This is a genomic window from Kribbella speibonae (assembly GCF_004331375.1).
GTDB lineage: Bacteria > Actinomycetota > Actinomycetes > Propionibacteriales > Kribbellaceae > Kribbella > Kribbella sindirgiensis.
Genome location: NZ_SJKC01000008.1, coordinates 232,408 through 248,957 on the forward strand (window position 1 = coordinate 232,408; position 16,550 = coordinate 248,957).

At 67.9% G+C, this 16,550-nt stretch carries 15 protein-coding genes; 7 read left to right on the top strand and 8 right to left on the bottom strand.

Features of this window, described 5'->3' with window-relative positions:
• The 5 genes from E0H92_RS40040 (at nucleotide 1) to E0H92_RS40060 (ending at nucleotide 7,961) form a co-directional block, all read left to right on the top strand.
• Nucleotides 1-981: an ABC transporter permease gene (locus E0H92_RS40040; protein WP_131499969.1), complete on the top strand. Its 981-nt coding sequence runs from the start codon at nucleotides 1-3 to the stop codon at nucleotides 979-981.
• 9 nt (nucleotides 982-990) lie between these two features.
• Nucleotides 991-1,878 carry a carbohydrate ABC transporter permease gene (locus tag E0H92_RS40045; RefSeq protein WP_131463197.1) on the top strand — a complete coding sequence of 296 codons (888 nt, stop codon included), beginning with the start codon at nucleotides 991-993 and terminating at the stop codon, nucleotides 1,876-1,878.
• Nucleotides 1,875-4,421 (top strand): exo-rhamnogalacturonan lyase family protein, encoded by a 2,547-nt coding sequence (locus E0H92_RS40050; RefSeq protein WP_131499970.1) that lies wholly within the window; start codon nucleotides 1,875-1,877, stop codon nucleotides 4,419-4,421. Before E0H92_RS40045 ends, E0H92_RS40050 begins: the two co-directional genes overlap by 4 nt.
• Nucleotides 4,394-7,087: an exo-rhamnogalacturonan lyase family protein gene (locus E0H92_RS40055; protein WP_131499971.1), complete on the top strand. Its 2,694-nt coding sequence runs from the start codon at nucleotides 4,394-4,396 to the stop codon at nucleotides 7,085-7,087. Before E0H92_RS40050 ends, E0H92_RS40055 begins: the two co-directional genes overlap by 28 nt.
• A gap of 217 nt (nucleotides 7,088-7,304) precedes the next feature.
• Nucleotides 7,305-7,961, top strand: a complete 657-nt coding sequence (locus tag E0H92_RS40060; protein ID WP_131499972.1) for a hypothetical protein — start codon at nucleotides 7,305-7,307, stop codon at nucleotides 7,959-7,961.
• On the opposite strand, the gene E0H92_RS40065 is transcribed toward E0H92_RS40060, so the two are convergent.
• From E0H92_RS40065 to E0H92_RS40090, 6 genes are all read right to left on the bottom strand, one after another.
• Nucleotides 7,962-8,678, bottom strand: a complete 717-nt coding sequence (locus tag E0H92_RS40065; protein WP_131463193.1) for an alpha/beta fold hydrolase — start codon at nucleotides 8,676-8,678, stop codon at nucleotides 7,962-7,964.
• 109 nt (nucleotides 8,679-8,787) lie between these two features.
• Nucleotides 8,788-9,549 (bottom strand): YebC/PmpR family DNA-binding transcriptional regulator, encoded by a 762-nt coding sequence (locus E0H92_RS40070; RefSeq protein ID WP_131463192.1) that lies wholly within the window; start codon nucleotides 9,547-9,549, stop codon nucleotides 8,788-8,790.
• A gap of 36 nt (nucleotides 9,550-9,585) precedes the next feature.
• Nucleotides 9,586-10,197: a pyridoxal 5'-phosphate synthase glutaminase subunit PdxT gene (gene pdxT / locus E0H92_RS40075; RefSeq protein WP_131499973.1), complete on the bottom strand. Its 612-nt coding sequence runs from the start codon at nucleotides 10,195-10,197 to the stop codon at nucleotides 9,586-9,588.
• Nucleotides 10,173-10,739: a DUF6891 domain-containing protein gene (locus E0H92_RS40080; protein ID WP_238173805.1), complete on the bottom strand. Its 567-nt coding sequence runs from the start codon at nucleotides 10,737-10,739 to the stop codon at nucleotides 10,173-10,175. Before E0H92_RS40080 ends, pdxT begins: the two co-directional genes overlap by 25 nt.
• On the bottom strand, nucleotides 10,736-11,635 hold the full coding sequence (gene pdxS, locus E0H92_RS40085; RefSeq protein ID WP_131463190.1) for a pyridoxal 5'-phosphate synthase lyase subunit PdxS: 900 nt from the start codon (nucleotides 11,633-11,635) through the stop codon (nucleotides 10,736-10,738). The genes E0H92_RS40080 and pdxS overlap by 4 nt, the downstream gene beginning before the upstream one ends.
• A gap of 73 nt (nucleotides 11,636-11,708) precedes the next feature.
• Nucleotides 11,709-13,061, bottom strand: coding sequence for an aminotransferase-like domain-containing protein (locus E0H92_RS40090; protein WP_131463189.1), 1,353 nt, complete (start codon nucleotides 13,059-13,061; stop codon nucleotides 11,709-11,711).
• Between the two features lie 135 nt (nucleotides 13,062-13,196).
• Between E0H92_RS40090 and E0H92_RS40095 the strand changes: the two genes are divergently transcribed.
• Both E0H92_RS40095 and E0H92_RS44530 read left to right on the top strand, forming a co-directional pair.
• Complete coding sequence (locus E0H92_RS40095) at nucleotides 13,197-14,852, top strand: bifunctional 3'-5' exonuclease/DNA polymerase (protein WP_131499974.1); 1,656 nt, start codon at nucleotides 13,197-13,199, stop codon at nucleotides 14,850-14,852.
• A gap of 96 nt (nucleotides 14,853-14,948) precedes the next feature.
• Nucleotides 14,949-15,095, top strand: a complete 147-nt coding sequence (locus E0H92_RS44530; RefSeq protein ID WP_165550245.1) for a hypothetical protein — start codon at nucleotides 14,949-14,951, stop codon at nucleotides 15,093-15,095.
• A gap of 7 nt (nucleotides 15,096-15,102) precedes the next feature.
• Here E0H92_RS44530 and E0H92_RS40100 read toward each other — a convergent pair whose 3' ends face one another.
• On the bottom strand, nucleotides 15,103-16,041 hold the full coding sequence (locus tag E0H92_RS40100; protein ID WP_238152825.1) for an RNA polymerase subunit sigma-70: 939 nt from the start codon (nucleotides 16,039-16,041) through the stop codon (nucleotides 15,103-15,105).
• Nucleotides 16,038-16,532: a hypothetical protein gene (locus tag E0H92_RS45380; protein ID WP_165547338.1), complete on the bottom strand. Its 495-nt coding sequence runs from the start codon at nucleotides 16,530-16,532 to the stop codon at nucleotides 16,038-16,040. The genes E0H92_RS40100 and E0H92_RS45380 overlap by 4 nt, the downstream gene beginning before the upstream one ends.
• Nucleotides 16,533-16,550: the final 18 nt, after the last annotated feature.

Genomic DNA, 16,550 nt, shown 5'->3' on the forward strand with positions numbered 1-16,550 from the left:
ATGGCCACTGACCTCGTCCCCGAGGTGGCGCAGCCGGCCGCGGGCTCCCCGCGGCCGGCGTCCACTCCAAGGCGCAAACGCCGTACGCCGAACTTCTGGCGCTACCGCTGGCTGTACCTGTTGCTGCTGCCCGGTCTCGCGTACTTCGTGGTGTTCAAGTACCTCCCGATGTACGGGCTGACCATCGCGTTCAAGGACTACGTACCGTTCCTCGGCTACTCGGGGAGCGAGTGGGTGGGGCTGAAGCACTTCCAGGAGCTGTTCACCGGGCCCGACTTCGGCCGGCTGCTGTTCAACACGCTGCTGCTCGCATTGTTGACAATCCTCTTCGTGTTCCCGGCGCCGATCGTCGTCGCGTTGCTGCTGAACGAGCTCCGCGTCAACGTCCTGAAGCGGTCCGTGCAGTCACTGGTCTACATTCCGCACTTCCTGTCGTGGACGATCGTTGCCTCGCTCACCTATCTGCTGTTCTCGGTGGACTTCGGCGTGATCGCGAACTGGATCCACGGTCTCGTCGGCGGGCAGAAGACCGACTACGTGGCGCAGGCAGACTGGTTCCGGCCGCTGATCGTGCTGCAACTGCTGTGGAAACAGACCGGCTGGGGCACGATCATCTATCTGGCGGCGCTGGCAGGCGTGGACTCGCAGCTGTACGAGGCCGCTCGCGTGGACGGCGCCGGCCGGTGGCGGCAGTTCTGGCACATCACGTTGCCGGCGATCCGGCCGACGATCGTGGTGATGGCGATCCTGACGTCCGGGCATCTGATGGACTCCGGCTTCGAGCAGATCTGGCTGATGACGACGTCGCTGAACCGTGATGTCGCGGACGTGTTCGACACGTTCGTCTACTACATCGGCATCACCCAGGGCTCGTTCAGCTACGCGACCGCGGTCGGCCTGTTCAAGGGCCTCGTCGGCGTCGTGCTGATCTTCGGCTCCAACTTCCTGGCCAAGCGGCTCGGACAGCGCGGCCTGTTCTGAGGAGGCGGAATGAAACAACGAGTGCGGTACTACGACTCCGTCGGCAGCCGTGCCTTCGACGTGCTGAACATCGTGTTCCTGACCGGCCTGGCCGTCGTCACGGTACTTCCGCTGCTCTACGTGCTCGCCGGATCGTTCGCGACCGAGTCCGAGATCAGCTCGCGGCCGTTCTTCCTGTGGCCGCACAAGTTCGTCACCGACACGTACCACTACATCTTCTCCACCGACACGTTCGTCCGGGCGTTGCTGACCACGGTCGGCGTGACCGCGGTCGGCACGGTGATCCAGCTGCTGCTGACGCTGACCATGGCCTATCCCCTGGCGAAGAAGTTCCTGCCCGGGCGGGCGCTGGTGCTGAACCTGGTGATCTTCACGCTGGTGTTCAGCGGCGGCATGATCCCGACGTACCTCGTCGTACGGGATCTGGGGTTGCTGGACAGCTACTGGGCACTGGTCCTGCCGCTGGCGATCAACCCGTTCTACCTGATCGTGGTGAAGAGTTTCTTCCAGGAGTTGCCGGAGGCGCTCGAGGAGGCGGCCCGGATCGACGGGTGCAACGAGCTGAACGTGTTCCTGCGGATCGTGCTGCCGTTGTCGAAGCCGATCATCGCGACGTTCTCGCTGTTCTACGCGGTCGGGATCTGGAACGACTACATGTCGCCTTTGCTCTACATCGACGACAGCAAGAAGTGGACGCTGCAGATGATCGTCCGCCAGCTGACCGCGGCGAACGCGGACTCGGCGAACGTGCTGCAGCAACTGGAGACGGTGACGTTCCCCGAGCAGGGCCTGAAGTTCGCGGTCGTCGTGGTCGCGACCCTGCCGATCCTGTTCTTCTACCCGTTCCTGCAGAAGCACTTCGCGAAGGGCGTCCTGATCGGATCGGTGAAGGAATGACTACGTTGCAATGGCTGGAGACGCCTTGTCGACAAGGGGTTTCCTGGGGTGTCCCGTGGGCTCGCGGCACGGTTGCCGAGGGCACCGAGTTCGCGTTGGCCGACGGTACGCCGGTGCAGAGCTGGACGACCGCGACGTGGCCGGACGGTTCGGTGAAGTGGTCCGCGCACGCGATCGGGCCGTCCGAGCGGCCCGAGTCGTCGTACGAGCTGGTCGTCGGTGAACCCACCACGCCTGATCAGCCTGTGCGGGTCGAGCGGACCGGGCAGGAGATCCGGGTGTCGACCGGCGCTGTCACCTGGATCCTGCGCGGTCCGCACCTGATCAGTTCCATCTCCTACGACGGTCAGGAAGTCGTTCGGGATGTCCGGCTGGTGAGCTTGCGGCAGAACGCTCCGGACGACGACCTGGGCGCGACGCGGGTGCAGACGACGGCGATTGTTGACAATCTCATTGTCGAGCAGGACGGTCCGGTGCGCGCCGTCGTCCGGCTCGAAGGCAAGCACGGCGACTGGCTGCCGTTCTCCATCAGGCTGTACTTCTACGCGGGCGCTACCGACGTACGGATCGTGCACAGCTTCGTCTGGGACGGTGATCCGGACCGGGACTTCCTGGCCGGTCTGGGGCTCAGCGCGGACGTGGTGATGCGCGATGAGCCTCATAACCGCCACGTCCGACTCGCGGGTCCCTCCGGGTTCCTGACCGAGGCAGTGCGCGGTCTGACCGGTCTACGGCGCGATCCGGGTGAAGAGGTACGACGTACCCAGGTCGCCGGCGGTGCTGTCGAGGAGATCCCGAACCCGGAGGTGGCCGACCGCCTGCACCTCATCCCGCAGTGGGACGACTACACCCTCGACCAGACCAGCGCGGACGGCTTCACGCTGCGGAAACGCACTGGCGCGGGACAGGGGTGGATCACCATCCCGTCAGGCACCAGGGCGCCCGGCTACGGGTACGTCGGTGGCGTCAGCGGCGGACTGGGCTTCGGCCTTCGTGACTTCTGGAAACTGCACCCGACCCGGCTGGACATCCGCAACGCAGCCACCGACGTGGCCACGGCAACAGTGTGGATGTGGTCGCCCAGCGCACCGGCCATGGACGTGCGCTACTGGCACGACGGCATGGACCAGGACACGTACGAAGAACAGCTCGAAGGACTCGAGATCACGTACGAGGACTACGAGCCCGGCTTCGGCAACGCGCACGGTGTCGCCCGTACCCATGAGCTCAGCCTGCGCGTCCACAGCACCACCCCGGCGGCCGAGGAGCTGTCGGAACACGTAGCGCTGCTCAACTCGCCTGGACTGCTCACGGTCTCTCCAGCGCGTTTGCTGGAGGCAGGTGTGTTCGGCACCTGGAGTCTGCCCACCGCGGACCACCAGGACATCGAAGCCCGGCTGAACTTCCTCTTCCAGTACTACGTCGGTCAACGGGAGCAACGCCGCTGGTACGGGTTCTGGGACTACGGCGACGTCATGCACACGTACGACCGCGACCGGCACACGTGGCGGTACGACGTGGGCGGGTTCGCCTGGGACAACTCGGAGCTCTCCCCCGACCTGTGGCTCTGGTACCAGTACCTGCGGACCGGGCGGGCCGACGTGTTCCGCTTCGCCGAGTCGATGACACGGCACACCGGAGAGGTCGACGTACATCACCTGGGCCGCTTCAAGGGCCTGGGGTCGCGGCACAACGTGCAGCACTGGGGCTGCAGCTGCAAGCAGGTGCGGATCTCCAGTGCGATCTACCGGCGCTTCTACTACTACCTGACCGCGGACGAGCGGACAGGTGACCTGATGGACGAGCTGGCGACCATCGAGGAGACCTTCCTCGGCACAGACCCACAGCGCAAGGTACGACCGGACGTCTACTCCCCTGACCCGCACGCGCTGTCCATCGAGCTGGGCGTGGACTGGGGTGCCCTCGCCGCTGCGTGGCTCACACGGTGGGAGCGCCACGGAGACGAGCGGGCGCGAGCGCGGCTGCTGGGCACGATGTCCGATATCGCTGCACTGCACTACGGCTTCCTGACCGGCAACGCACGGCTGGACGTAGCCACCGGCCGTTTCGACACCAGCAGGCGAGGCATCGCCGTCTCCCACCTGTCCTCGCTCTTCGGGTTGCCCGAGATCTGTTCCGAGCTCATCGACCTGGACCTCGACGTACCGGGGTTCGAGAAGGCCTGGCTCGACTACTGCCGGCTGTACCTGCTCTCACCCGAGGAGCAGGCCGCTGAGCTCGGTCAGCCGCTGCAGGGCATCTCGCAGGAGCTGGCCCACAGCCGGCTGGCCGCGTACGCCGCAGCACGCACCGGCGACCAGGAGCTGGCCCGGTTGGCCTGGCGGAACTTCTTGGTGGACAACGCCGAGTGGAAGACCACTCCCGTCGACGGCGCGCTGATGCCGGTCGACGAGGCCGCGTTCATCAGCACCAACGGCGCGTCGCAGTACGCGCTGGCAGCGATCCAGAACCTGTCCCTGATCCCCGAACACCGGAATGACAGAGGTGGAACGGCATGGAGGTCTCAAGACGCACAGTCCTAGCAGGTATGGCCGCAGTGCCCGCGGTCTCCCTGCTGGACAACATCCAACCTGCAACTGCCGCGGAGGTGCAGGAAGTGAAGCTCACCTGGCTCGAAGGCAAGCCCACCACGGCGGCTGTCACCACCTGGGGTACGCCCTGGCCGAAGGGCGCCGTACCAGCGAACCAGTCGTTCGCGCTGAAATCCGCGGACGGAACCGACGTACCGCTGCAGAGCTGGCCGACCGCCTACTGGCCGGACGGCTCGCTCAAGTGGAGTGCGCACGCGATCGCGGTGGACGCACCCGCTGAGTCGTACACGCTCGGCCCGGGTACGGCGACCGCGCCCGCGCGTCCCGTCACGGTCAAGAACGAGAAGCTGTACGTCGACGTCGACACCGGCGTGATCCGGACCCGCATCCGCAAGAGCGGGCCGGAGGTGGTCAGCCAGATCTGGCGTGGTGACGTCCTGATCGCCCACAAGGGCGTGCTCGTGAACCTGAAGCAGGACAAGATCGCCGAGGACGAGACCGGCGGCGCCGTCCGGGACCGGTACGAGAGCGACATCCAGAAGGTCACTGTCGAGCAGGCCGGACCGGTCCGGGCGGTGGTGAAGGTGGAGGGCCGACACAAGTCGCGCAAGGGCCTGACCTGGTTGCCGTTCTCGGTCCGGCTGTACTTCGTCGCCGGTGCGGAGAACGTGCGGGTGGTGCACACGTTCGTCTACGACCGCGACGGGCAGAAGGACTACATCGCGGGCCTCGGTGTGCGCTTCTCGGTGCCGATGCGCGACGCGGCGTACGACCGGCATGTGCGGTTCGTCGGCGAGGGGCACGGGATGGTGTCCGAGGCGGTCAAGGGCATCACCGGCCTGCGCCGGGACCCGGGCGCCGTCGTCCGGGCCGCGCAGATCGCCGGGACGAAGCTGCCCGATCCCGCGACCTGGGACCAGCGGGTGACGACGCGGCTGCAGTACATCCCCGAGTGGGGTGACTACTCGCTGAGCCAGTTGACCGCGGACGGTTTCACCGTGAAGAAGCGGACCAAGAAGGGGTACGGCTGGGTCTCGGTCGATCAGGGCAAACGCGCCTCCGGGCTCGGGTACGTCGGTGGCGTGAGTGGCGGATTCGCCTTCGGGCTCAGGGATTTCTGGCAGCGGCACCCGACGCAGCTGGACGTCCGGAACGCTGCGACCGAGGAAGCCGAGGTGACCGTGTGGCTGTGGTCGCCGGAGGCGGGTGCGATGGACACGCGGTTCTACCACGACGGCATGGGCCAGGACACCTATCCGGAGCAGCTCGAGGGCCTCAACATCACCTATGAGGACTACGAGCCCGCGTTCGGTACGCCGTACGGCATCGCGCGGACGTCCGAGCTGACGTTCTGGGCGCTGGAGGCGACCCCCTCGGCTGCACGGCTGGGTGACCTGGCCGACCAGGTGCGGACGCCGCCGCAGCTCATCAACCCGGTGGATCAGCTGGTGAGCTCCCGGGTCTTCGGTGGGCTGTTCACCCCGGTGGACCGGTCCGTGCCGGCCAAGAAGGCGATCGAGGACCACCTGGACTTCCTGTTCGACTACTACCGCGGACAGGTCGAGTCGCGGCACTGGTACGGGTTCTGGGACTACGGCGACATCATGCACACGTTCGACGAGGACCGGCTGGTGTGGCGGTACGACGTCGGCGGGTACGCGTGGGACAACTCGGAGCTGTCACCGGACCTGTGGCTCTGGTACGCGTTCCTGCGGTCAGGGCGTGCCGACATCTTCCGGTTCGCGGAGGCGATGACGCGGCACACCGGTGAGGTCGACGTCTACCACCTGGGCCAGTGGGCCGGCCTGGGTACGCGGCACGGCGTACAGCACTGGGCGGACAGTGCGAAACAGCAGCGGATCAGTACGGCGGCGTACCGGCGGTTCTACTACTACCTGACGGCTGACGAGCGTACTGGCGACCTCCTGTCGGAGCTGGTCGACTCGGACAAGACGTTCCTGGTGCTGGACCCGCTGCGGAAGATCAGGACCGAGCCGTACACACCTGACCCGCACGCGCTGTCCATCGGCCTCGGCACGGACTGGAGCGGTCTGGCTGCTGCCTGGCTGACCGAGTGGGAACGGCAAGGACCTAAGGCGGCCGTGGCGAAGGCCAAGCTGCTCGGGACGATGGAAACGATCGGGGCGATGCCGAACGGGTTCGTCACCGGTAGCGGGCTCTACGACCTCGACACCGGACGCTTCGCACCTGTGGCCGAGAAGATCGTCAGCGTGTCCCATCTGAGCGCCATGTTCGGCGAGGTGGAGATCTGCGCCGAGCTGATCGACCTGGTGGAGATGCCCGCATTCGAGGCCGCGTGGCTGCAGTACTGCCGTCTGTTCAACGGCACCCGCGCCGAGCAGACAGAAGAGTGCGGGGCGTACTTCGGCAACCTCATCCTGCGGCAGGGCCATGCCCGACTCACGGCGTACGCCGCTGTCCGCCTCAACCGGGACGACCTGGCCGCCCGAGCCTGGAAGGACTTCTACACCGGCGACGGCTACGCCCCCAACCTCCCGTGGACCGCCGAGGACGTCACCACGACCCTCAACCCAACCCAGTCCGCCAAGTGGGTCTCCACCAACACCACAGCCCTCTACGGCCTCGCCGCCATCCAGACCCTCGCCCTGGTCGGCGACCAGATCGTCAACCCGTAACAACTTTTCGAGCACTTGCGGCATCTCTCTCAATATCTGCACTGGGGAGTGCGGGAGGGGGAGCGAGATGTTGATACGTCGTACGGCGGCCTGCGCTGTGGTGGGTGTGCTGGTTGGAGTTGTCGCTGGTTGCCAGGGATCTACCCCGGCAACCAGCGACGCACTGGGGACCACGCCGACCCCCACACCGACGGCGACGTCCGTCACGCCGTCTCCGGTGGTGACGCCGTCTCCGGTGGTGACGCCGTCTCCCAGTACGCCGGCGAGCACGATCGCCGGACTGTCCGCGACCAAGATCCTGGCGAAGACTCAGGCCGCCGCGAAGGCCGCGACCAGTGTGCGGATGAAGGGGGCGATGTCGGACGGGGGCGACCGGATCGTGCTGGACATCCGGCTCGGTCAGGCGGGGGGTCAGGGCACGATGAGCATCAACGGCGCCGCGTTCTCGTTGATCGTCCTGGACCGGACGGCGTACCTGAAGATCAGTGACAAGTTCTGGCGGGCCCAGGCCGAGTCGAAGGCCGACGCGGACGCCCTGATCGCGCTGATCGGGGGCCGCTGGATCAAGACGTCCCTGAGCGACAAGGACCTCGGTGAGCTCGCGGCGTTCGCCAGCAAGCCGAAGTTCTTCGACACGCTGTTCGAGCCAACCGGCACGCTCCGCAAGACCGCGACGCGGACCCTCGACGGCGTCACGGCGATCGGTCTCCGCGACACCGACGGCACCCTCTGGGTCGACACCGCCACCGGGCGCCCGGTCCGGCTCGAGTCGACCGGCACCGACGCGCTGACGTTCACCGAGTACAACCAGGCCACCACTCCGAAGGCCCCGCCTGCCGCCCAGGTGATCGACGGAAAAGCCCTCGGGATGTAACTAGATCTTCAGCAGGGCTTCGGCCAGTTCGACCGGACGCGTGAAGCAGGCTTCGTGGCTGCCGGGAGCTGGCACCGGAGCGACGCCGAGCCGCTCGGCGAATCGGCTCCAGCCGTATTCGCCGGGCGGCAGCGCGACATCGTTCTCGCCGAGCAGGTAGGCGACGGGTACGCCGAGCGTGTCGAGATCCAGCGGCGCCACGGTCTCGGTGAAGTACTGCATGGGCTGTGGCACGAGCAGGCTGTGGACGACGCGCTGGACGTCCTCGGAGGCGTCCGGCATGAACGCCGCCTGCCACACCTCGAACGGCATCGCGACCGAGTTGTTCCCGGACGCCTGAGCCTGCCCGTCGAACAGGGCCTGATAGTTCGGGGGCACCTCGTCGTACAGGCTGCGACCTTCGGCCGGAACGAACGCGCTCCAGAACACCAACTTCCGCAGCCGTGCCGCGAGCCGCGGCGCGGCGCCGGCGATCACGTAACCGCCCCAGCTGTGGCCGACCAGCGTGACGTCCCGCAGATCCTCGCGCTCGACCAGCTCGACGACCGAGTCGACGACGTCGGTCAGCGTGTACGGCGTCGGGTCCGCGCCGTCCTGCAGTCCGGGCAGGGTCGGAGTCAGCACCCGATGACCCGCGGACCGAAGCTCCTCGGCAACGGGCCGCCAGGCCCACCCGCCATGCCAGGCACCGGTGATCAGCACGAACGTTCCAGTCATGACACGCTCCTTAGGTTGCTGGAATCGTGCCATTCGGTGTGACGCTCGTCAATAATCTGACACATATCAGTTCGAGCAAAGGGGCCGCGGTCATCGCGGCCCCCAGCTTTCAGCCGACCTCGGCCATGATTTCGTCGGAGACGTCGAAGTTCGCGTAGACGTTCTGGACGTCGTCGCTGTCCTCGAGGGCGTCGATCAGGCGGAAGATCTTGCCGGCGCCGTCGGCGTCGAGCTCGACGGTCATCGACGGGACGAACTGGACGTCGGCGGAGTCGTAGTCGATCCCGGCGTCCTGCAGCGCCGTCCGGGCCGCGACCATGTCGGTGGCCTCGGTGACGACCTCCCAGGACTCGCCGAGGTCGTTGACCTCGTCGGCGCCGGCCTCGAGCACCGCCTCCATCACGTCGTCCTCGGACAGCGACTTGCCGTCCTGCTCCTTGGCGACGACGATCACGCCCTTGCGGTTGAACATGTACGCGACCGAGTTCGGGTCGGCGAGCGATCCGCCGTTGCGCGTCATCGCCGTCCGGACGTCCGCGGCGGCCCGGTTGCGGTTGTCGGTCAGGCACTCGACCAGCATCGCCACGCCGTTCGGGCCGTAGCCCTCGTACATGATCGTCTGGTACTCCGCGCCGCCCGCCTCGGCACCGGAACCGCGCTTGACCGCGCGGTCGATGTTGTCGTTCGGGACCGAGGACTTCTTCGCCTTCTGAATGGCGTCGTACAGCGTCGGGTTCCCGCCAGGGTCGCCACCGCCCATCCGGGCGGCCACCTCGATGTTCTTGATCAGCTTCGCGAAGAGCTTGCCGCGCTTCGCGTCGATGACGGCCTTCTTGTGCTTCGTGGTGGCCCACTTGGAGTGGCCTGACATGGCGAACCCAACCCTTCTACCTACAACACAGACTCTTCAGCCCCGGACCAGATCGGCGAAGTACCCGTGCAGCCTGGCGTCCCCGGTCATCTCCGGATGGAACGAGGTGGCCAACAGCCGATCGTGGCGGACCGCGACGATCCTACCCGTGGCGGGGCCCGAGCTCACCGTCGACAGTACCTCGACGTCCCGGCCGACGCGCTCCACCCACGGTGCGCGGATGAACACGGCGTGGTACGGCGTGTCGAAAGCGCTGAAGTCCAGGTCGGCCTCGAAGGAGTCGACCTGCCGCCCGAACGCGTTCCGCCGGACCGTCACGTCGAGCCCGCCGAGCGTCTCCTGGTCCGCGGTCCCGCCGGTGATCTCGTTCGCCAGCATGATCATCCCGGCGCAGGTGCCGAACACCGGCATCCCGTCCGCGATCCGCTTCTGCAGCGGCTCGAACAGGTCGAACGCCCGCGCGAGCTTGTCCATCGTGGTCGACTCGCCACCCGGCAGCACCATCGCATCGACCTCCGCCAGCTCGGACGGACGCCGTACGGCGCGACCCTCGACGCCCACCTCGGCCAGCATGGCGAGGTGCTCGCGCACGTTCCCCTGCAACGCGAAAACGCCGATGACCGTCACAGCGTGACCCTCCGTCGCCATTCGAGAGTGACCTCGATACGGCCTTCGTCGAACACCGCGGGCAGGTCGTTCTGGCGCAGCAGCGCGAGCACGTCCTCCAGCAGCGGCTCCCCCGGTGCGACGTTCGCGGTGTCCGGGTGCCAGAGCTTGAGCTCCAGCATCCCGAAGTCGACCGCGTGCCACACGTCGGTGTCGGTGAAGAACACCAGCCCCTGCGGCGCGTCCGCAGCCTCCAGCGCCTGCCGGGCCGCGTGGTGGTCCGACGTGTAGCGGACCACCACCAGACCGAGACGCTCGAATTCCGCCAGTACGGCGTCCAACCGGTCCGGATCCGTGCTCTCCGGCCAACCGGCCGCCTCGGCGTTGAGGTCGATGACCGCCTCACCGATCAGCAGCGGTACGAGCGCGGCCGGGTCCATCGACGGCGCGTCCTCCTGGACGGCCTCCGTCAGCGCGGCCGTGATCGCCGCGTGGTCGGCGTACCCGGACCGCACCAGCACGCGAGCGAGCCCGCGCAGTTCCCGGGCGGTCCGCTCGTCCACGGACTGCAGACTGTTGCTCACCAGCCGCGCTCGGCGAGCCGGTGCGGCTGCGGGATCTCGTCGACGTTGATGCCGACCATGGCCTCGCCCAGACCGCGGGAGACCTTGGCGATCACGTCGGGGTCGTCGTGGAACGTGGTGGCCTTGACGATCGCCTCCGCGCGCTGCGCCGGGTTGCCGGACTTGAAGATGCCGGAGCCGACGAACACGCCCTCGGCGCCGAGCTGCATCATCATCGCGGCGTCGGCCGGGGTGGCGATGCCGCCGGCGGTGAACAGCACCACGGGCAGCTTGCCCAGCGCGGCGACCTCCTTGACGAGCTCGTACGGCGCCTGCAGCTCCTTCGCCGCGACGTACAGCTCGTCCTCCGGGAGGTTCTGCAGCTTGCGGATCTCCTGGCGGATCTGGCGCATGTGGGTGGTCGCATTGGACACGTCACCGGTGCCGGCCTCGCCCTTGGAGCGGATCATCGCCGCGCCCTCGGTGATCCGGCGCAGCGCCTCGCCCAGGTTGGTCGCGCCGCAGACGAACGGCACGGTGAACTGCCACTTGTCGATGTGGTTCGCGTAGTCGGCCGGGGTGAGCACCTCGGACTCGTCGATGTAGTCCACGCCGAGGCTCTGCAGCACCTGCGCCTCGACGAAGTGACCGATCCGGGCCTTGGCCATCACCGGGATCGACACCGCGCCGATGATCGAGTCGATCATGTCCGGGTCACTCATCCGGGAGACGCCGCCCTGGGCCCGGATGTCGGCCGGGACCCGCTCCAGCGCCATCACCGCGACCGCGCCGGCGTCCTCGGCGATCTTGGCCTGCTCGGCGGTGACGACGTCCATGATCACGCCGCCCTTGAGCATCTCGGCCATCCCGCGCTTCACCTTCGCGGTACCAACCTGCGGGCTCTGGTTCTCGGTCACTGCTGTCCTCCTGGTCGTGGGCTCACTGCCCAGATTAGGAGGTGGCGGGCATCGAACTTCAGTCCACACCGAATCAAGTGGACTGAAGAGCCTCCTCCAGTCGGGCGACCACGAGCCGGAGCGTGGCCGGTGGCGCGGTGAACGGGATCCGGATGTGCCTGCGGTCGGTCGCGTCCGGCGTGAACAGGTCACCGGCGCCCAGCAGCAGCCCCTGCTCCCGGGCCGCCTCCAGGACGCGGCGAGCCCGTGTCTCGGTCAGCTCGAGCCACAGCGTCATACCGCCAGTCGGCGTGGGCCAGGCCACACCGTCGAGTGTCCGGAGTCCGGTCTCCAGGGCGTTCAGGTTGGCGCGTAGCCGGGTCCGGCGGCGGCCGATTACCTTGTCGAGCTTCGGCACGATCGCCCGCGCCAGCAGGTCGTCCAGCGCGCTGGGCGAGGCCACACTCAGCTGCGCCGCGGTGTTGATCCTCCTGCGCAACTGCTTGCCGGTACGCACCCACCCGACCCGCAGCCCACCCCACACCGTCTTGGACAGCGACCCCACGCTCACAGTCCTGGGGTAACGGCTGAGTGGCTCCGCCTGCTCTCCCATTGCCAGCCACAACGGCCGCATCGTCTCGTCACTGATCAGAGCAGCGCCGTACCTGCGGGCTATCTCAACCACTGCCTGCCGCCGGTCAGCGGGCAGGCTCAAGCCGGTCGGGTTGTGGTTGTCGGCCTGCAGGTAGATGACCTTCGGGCGGTGGCGCCGGCAGAGGTGAGCGAGCTGATCGGTGTCCCAGACACCCGCGGGCCAGCCGGCGACGTCCAGGCGGTGTTTGCGAAGCAGATCGAAGGCAGCCGGGTACGTCGGGGTCTCGGTGATCGCTACGCCCGGTCCGAGGTCCAGCCCGGCCAGTGCAGCATTCAGGCCGGCTGCTGCGCCGACGGTGAGCGTCAACTGCTCCGGCTCGGTCGGCACGCCCTCTGAGCTGAGGCGCTCGGCCAGAGCCGCTCTGAGCTCCTGTGACCCTCCTGGTGGTGGTCCGTCACCGCCCATGGCCTGTGGCAGCCCGTCCTCCACGATCTGCGCTGCCGCCTCGGCCACGTCATGCGGTGCGGCCGTCGTGGCGAACCGCAGGTCGAGCACCGGCCGGTCCCCTGCCGTCACCGTTGACGCCGGTGCCACGGGGTCGAGCAGCCGGTCCAGCGGACGCACTACGGTCCCGGAGCCGCGCTTGGTCTCCAGTACGCCGTCGCGGCGCAGGTTCTCCAATGCGCGGACGACGGTCACGCGGCTCACCCCGAGCCGCTCCGCCAGCACCCGCTCCGACGGCAACCGCGAGCCGATCGACAAGTCGCCCCGCTCGATCCGCCGCAGCACGAGCCCCTCGACCTGCTCGGTCTTGGTCCCGTCCGCCGCCTCCAGATCCCCCACCCGCCACATAAGTCCAGTCTCCCACAACTGGCCTGATCCCCGATCTTTGAGCGCCCACCAACCATTTTCGGGCCCGCGAAATGGTTGGTGGGTGCCCAAAGACGGGGTGAGCAGAGTGTCGGCGGTGGGTGTGAGGATGTGAGCGTGGATGAGCGGTGGTTGATTGCGCCGGAGGAGGGTGGCGGGGCGGTGCTCGTCGCCTTGCATCCGGACGGGCGGCCTGCCGGGGAGATCCTGCGCGAGCCCGACCTGGTCGCAGCCGTCGCGGCGCGGCCGCAGGTCACGCGGTGGGTGTGGCGTTCGTCGACCGAGATCTACCCGCGGTTGCTGGCCGCCGGTGTCCGGGTCGAGCGGTGCTACGACATCGAGAACACCGAGGGTCTGCTCCTCGGTCACGAGGGCCGGCTCGGCGAGCCCCGGTCCGCGGCCGCAGCCTGGGCGCGGTTGAGCGGTCGGCCGGTCCCACCCGATCCGCCGCTGCGTGCCGTCGTACCGGGTGAGCAGTCGTCGTTGTTCGAGATCGCCGTCGAGCCGGTCCCGTTCGAGGCGTTGCTCCGGGTGTACGCCGACCAGCTCCGCCGGCACGACCTGGCCGAGTACCCGGACCGCATGCGGTTGCTCACGGCATCGGAATCGTCCGCGATGCTGGTGGCGGCCGAGATGGACCTCGCCGGGTTGCCGTGGAGCGCCGACGCGCATCGAGAGGTGCTGAGCGAGCTGCTCGGTGAACGGTTCGCCGGATCGGGTGAGCCGCGCCGGCTGACCGAGCTCGCGGACGAGATCTCCGCGGCCTTCGGGCACCGGGTGCGGCCCGAGCTGCCGGCCGACGTACTGAAGGCGTTCAAGCAGGCCGGGCACCAGGTGAAGTCGACGCGGAAGTGGGAGCTCGAGCACCTCGATCATCCGGCGGTCGCGCCGCTGCTCGAGTACAAGAAGCTCTACCGCATCTACACCGCCAACGGCTGGAGCTGGCTGAACGACTGGGTCCACGACGGGCGGTTCCGGCCCGGGTTCCTGCCCGGTGGCACCGTGTCGGGCCGCTGGATCACGAACGGCGGCGGCGGTCTGCAGATCCCGAAGGTGATCCGGCGCGCGGTGGTCGCCGACCCCGGCTGGCGGCTCGTCGTCGCCGACGCCTCGCAGCTCGAGCCGCGCGTCCTGGCCGCGATCTCGCGCGACCGCGCGCTGATGGAGGTCGCCAGTGATCCCGGGGATCTCTACAAGGCCGTGTCGGACCAGGCGTTCTCCGGGGACCGCGCGCAGGCGAAGCTCGCCGTCCTGGGTGCGATCTACGGTCAGACGTCCGGCGACGGTCTCAAGCACCTGGCCATGTTGCGGAAGCGGTTCCCGAAGGCCGTTGCGTACGTCGACGACGCGGCACGTGCGGGCGAGGAAGGCCGACTGGTCCGGACGTACCTCGGCCGCACCTGTCCACCCAGCGGCCATCCCCTCGACGAGGCCATGCTCGAAGGCCCGCCCGCCGACCTCCCCGCCACGGACCCCCGCCATGCCCGGGCTCGCGGCCGGTTCACCAGGAACTTCGTGGTCCAAGGCAGCGCCGCCGACTGGGCCCTCCTGCTGCTGGCCGCCCTTCGTCAGTCCTTGGCGCCGCTCAAGGCCGAGCTCGTCTTCCACCAGCACGACGAGGTCATCGTCCACTGCCCCGCCGAAGAAGCCGACCAGGTCACCGAATACATCCAGCAGGCCGGCAACCTCGCCGGCACCCTGACCTTCGGCCCCACCCCCGCCAATTTCGCCTTCGTTTCGACCGTGGTCGAAAGGTACTCCGACGCCAAATAGCCCAGGCATTCCTGACCTCTGAGACTTGTATGGTCAGGAATGCCTGGGCTGCTCGGCAACGGATAACCTCCAGGCGCGACGAAAGGACACACTGTCATGGTTTTCAGCCGCAAACTCGGCAAGGGTGAGGTCACCAAGAAGGAAGGCAAGGCGATCGCGAAGGGGGATTCCGGCGAGGCCGTCCAGATGACCGGGAAACAGGCCAGGGCTTACGCAAAGGCCAAGAACCGGCTCGGCAAGTAGACAGGCTTCACCTTCCGTCGTCCAGTTCCATCGTTCCCCGCAGGCCGTACCGCCCGGCATCTGTGGTTTCGAAGGCGGTGATTTCCGCTATTCGGCATTGTTCGATGCGGAAGATGTCCAGGCCGAAGAAATCGCGGTTCAGGTAGGCGGCGAGCGCGGGCTGGCGGTTGACGGTGGTGGGAATCAACTGCCAGGGCCTGCGGAAGTTCGGGGTCAGCGAGCGGAGTGCGTCGGTGCGGCCTTCGAACCAGAAGGGGTACGGCGGCATGGTGATGCGGATGTCTTCGTGCATGAGGGCGGCCAGGGCGGTGGGGTCGGCGTTGTCCCAGGCGGTGAGGTAGCGCTGGAGGAGTTCGCGTTCGGCCTCGGACGTGTCGCGCGCCGACCATTCGGAGCGGTGTGGCGGTAGATGCTCGCGCAGCACCGGACGGGCCCGTTGCAGGGCGGAGTTGACGGCTGCCACGGACAGGTCGACAGCAGCCGCCGTCTCGCGGGCGGACCACCCCAGGACGTCACGGAAGATCAGTACGGCCCGTTGCCGCGCGGGCAGGTGCTGGATCGCGATCAGGAACGCCAACTCGATCGTCTCCCGCCGGATCGCGACCGCATCGGGCTCCTCGGCCCGATCCAGCAGTACGTCGGGAAACGGCTGCAACCACGGCACGTCCTCCCGTGCAGGCAGGGCGGTCGCGGGAAACGAGGCCGGCTCCAGCTGGTACGGCAGCACCCGGCGCGGACGCCGTACGTCGATGCACGCGTTCGTCGCGATCCGGTACAACCAGGCTCGCACCGACGACCGCCCCTCGAACTCCCCGAGCGCCCGCCACGCACGGAGGAACGTCTCCTGCACCATGTCCTCGGCCTCGTCGTACGACCCGAGCATCCGGTAGCAGTGCACTCGCAACTCGTGCCGGTACCGCTCGACGTCGTCCTCGAAGCTCGTCATCGTCCGTCCTCGAGTTCGATGGTGGTGGGCATCGGGGCATGGCCGGCCAGGCGGAACCAGGTGACGAGGCGGCGGTGGCGGAGGTCCCGGGTGGAGACGACGACGTCGTTGTGGAAGCGGCGGGCCAGTTGGACGCGGCGCATCGCGAGGGTAAGTTCGCCGGCCCAGGGTTCGATGTCGGTGCCGGTGGCATGGATTGCGCGGGTGAGGGCGGACTCGGCTTGCTCCCGGAGTTCGAGCGCGTCGAGTGAGGCGGCCCGGGCGCGATGGGCCGCGTCGAGGAGCAGGAGCGCGGAGGCCGGGTCGAGGATGTCGCTGCCGGCCAGTTCCGCGACCAGGGCGGAACGGCGCGCGAGTTCGGTCTCGAGAGCTGCGCGGGCGAGTTCCACGCGGTGGTGCAGCCGGTCGAGCCGGCCCGCGGTCCAGCTCGCGTAGGCGCCGAACAGCAGCAGCACCGCGCCCACCGCGAGCAGCACCCACGAGATCTCCACACCCCATTCTTACGGAGC

What these genes read in the sequence shown, in the direction of transcription:
- E0H92_RS40090 (WP_131463189.1), bottom strand. Translation starts at nt 13,061, where the DNA reads ATGTGGCGGGTGGGGGATCTGGAGGCGGCGGACGGGACCAAGACCGAG.
- E0H92_RS40070 (WP_131463192.1), bottom strand. Translation starts at nt 9,549, where the DNA reads ATGTCAGGCCACTCCAAGTGGGCCACCACGAAGCACAAGAAGGCCGTC.
- E0H92_RS40050 (WP_131499970.1), top strand. Translation starts at nt 1,875, where the DNA reads ATGACTACGTTGCAATGGCTGGAGACGCCTTGTCGACAAGGGGTTTCC.
- E0H92_RS44530 (WP_165550245.1), top strand. Translation starts at nt 14,949, where the DNA reads ATGGTTTTCAGCCGCAAACTCGGCAAGGGTGAGGTCACCAAGAAGGAA.
- E0H92_RS40065 (WP_131463193.1), bottom strand. Translation starts at nt 8,678, where the DNA reads ATGACTGGAACGTTCGTGCTGATCACCGGTGCCTGGCATGGCGGGTGG.
- E0H92_RS40040 (WP_131499969.1), top strand. Translation starts at nt 1, where the DNA reads ATGGCCACTGACCTCGTCCCCGAGGTGGCGCAGCCGGCCGCGGGCTCC.
- E0H92_RS40055 (WP_131499971.1), top strand. Translation starts at nt 4,394, where the DNA reads ATGGAGGTCTCAAGACGCACAGTCCTAGCAGGTATGGCCGCAGTGCCC.
- E0H92_RS40100 (WP_238152825.1), bottom strand. Translation starts at nt 16,041, where the DNA reads ATGACGAGCTTCGAGGACGACGTCGAGCGGTACCGGCACGAGTTGCGA.
- E0H92_RS40045 (WP_131463197.1), top strand. Translation starts at nt 991, where the DNA reads ATGAAACAACGAGTGCGGTACTACGACTCCGTCGGCAGCCGTGCCTTC.
- pdxT (WP_131499973.1), bottom strand. Translation starts at nt 10,197, where the DNA reads ATGGCGACGGAGGGTCACGCTGTGACGGTCATCGGCGTTTTCGCGTTG.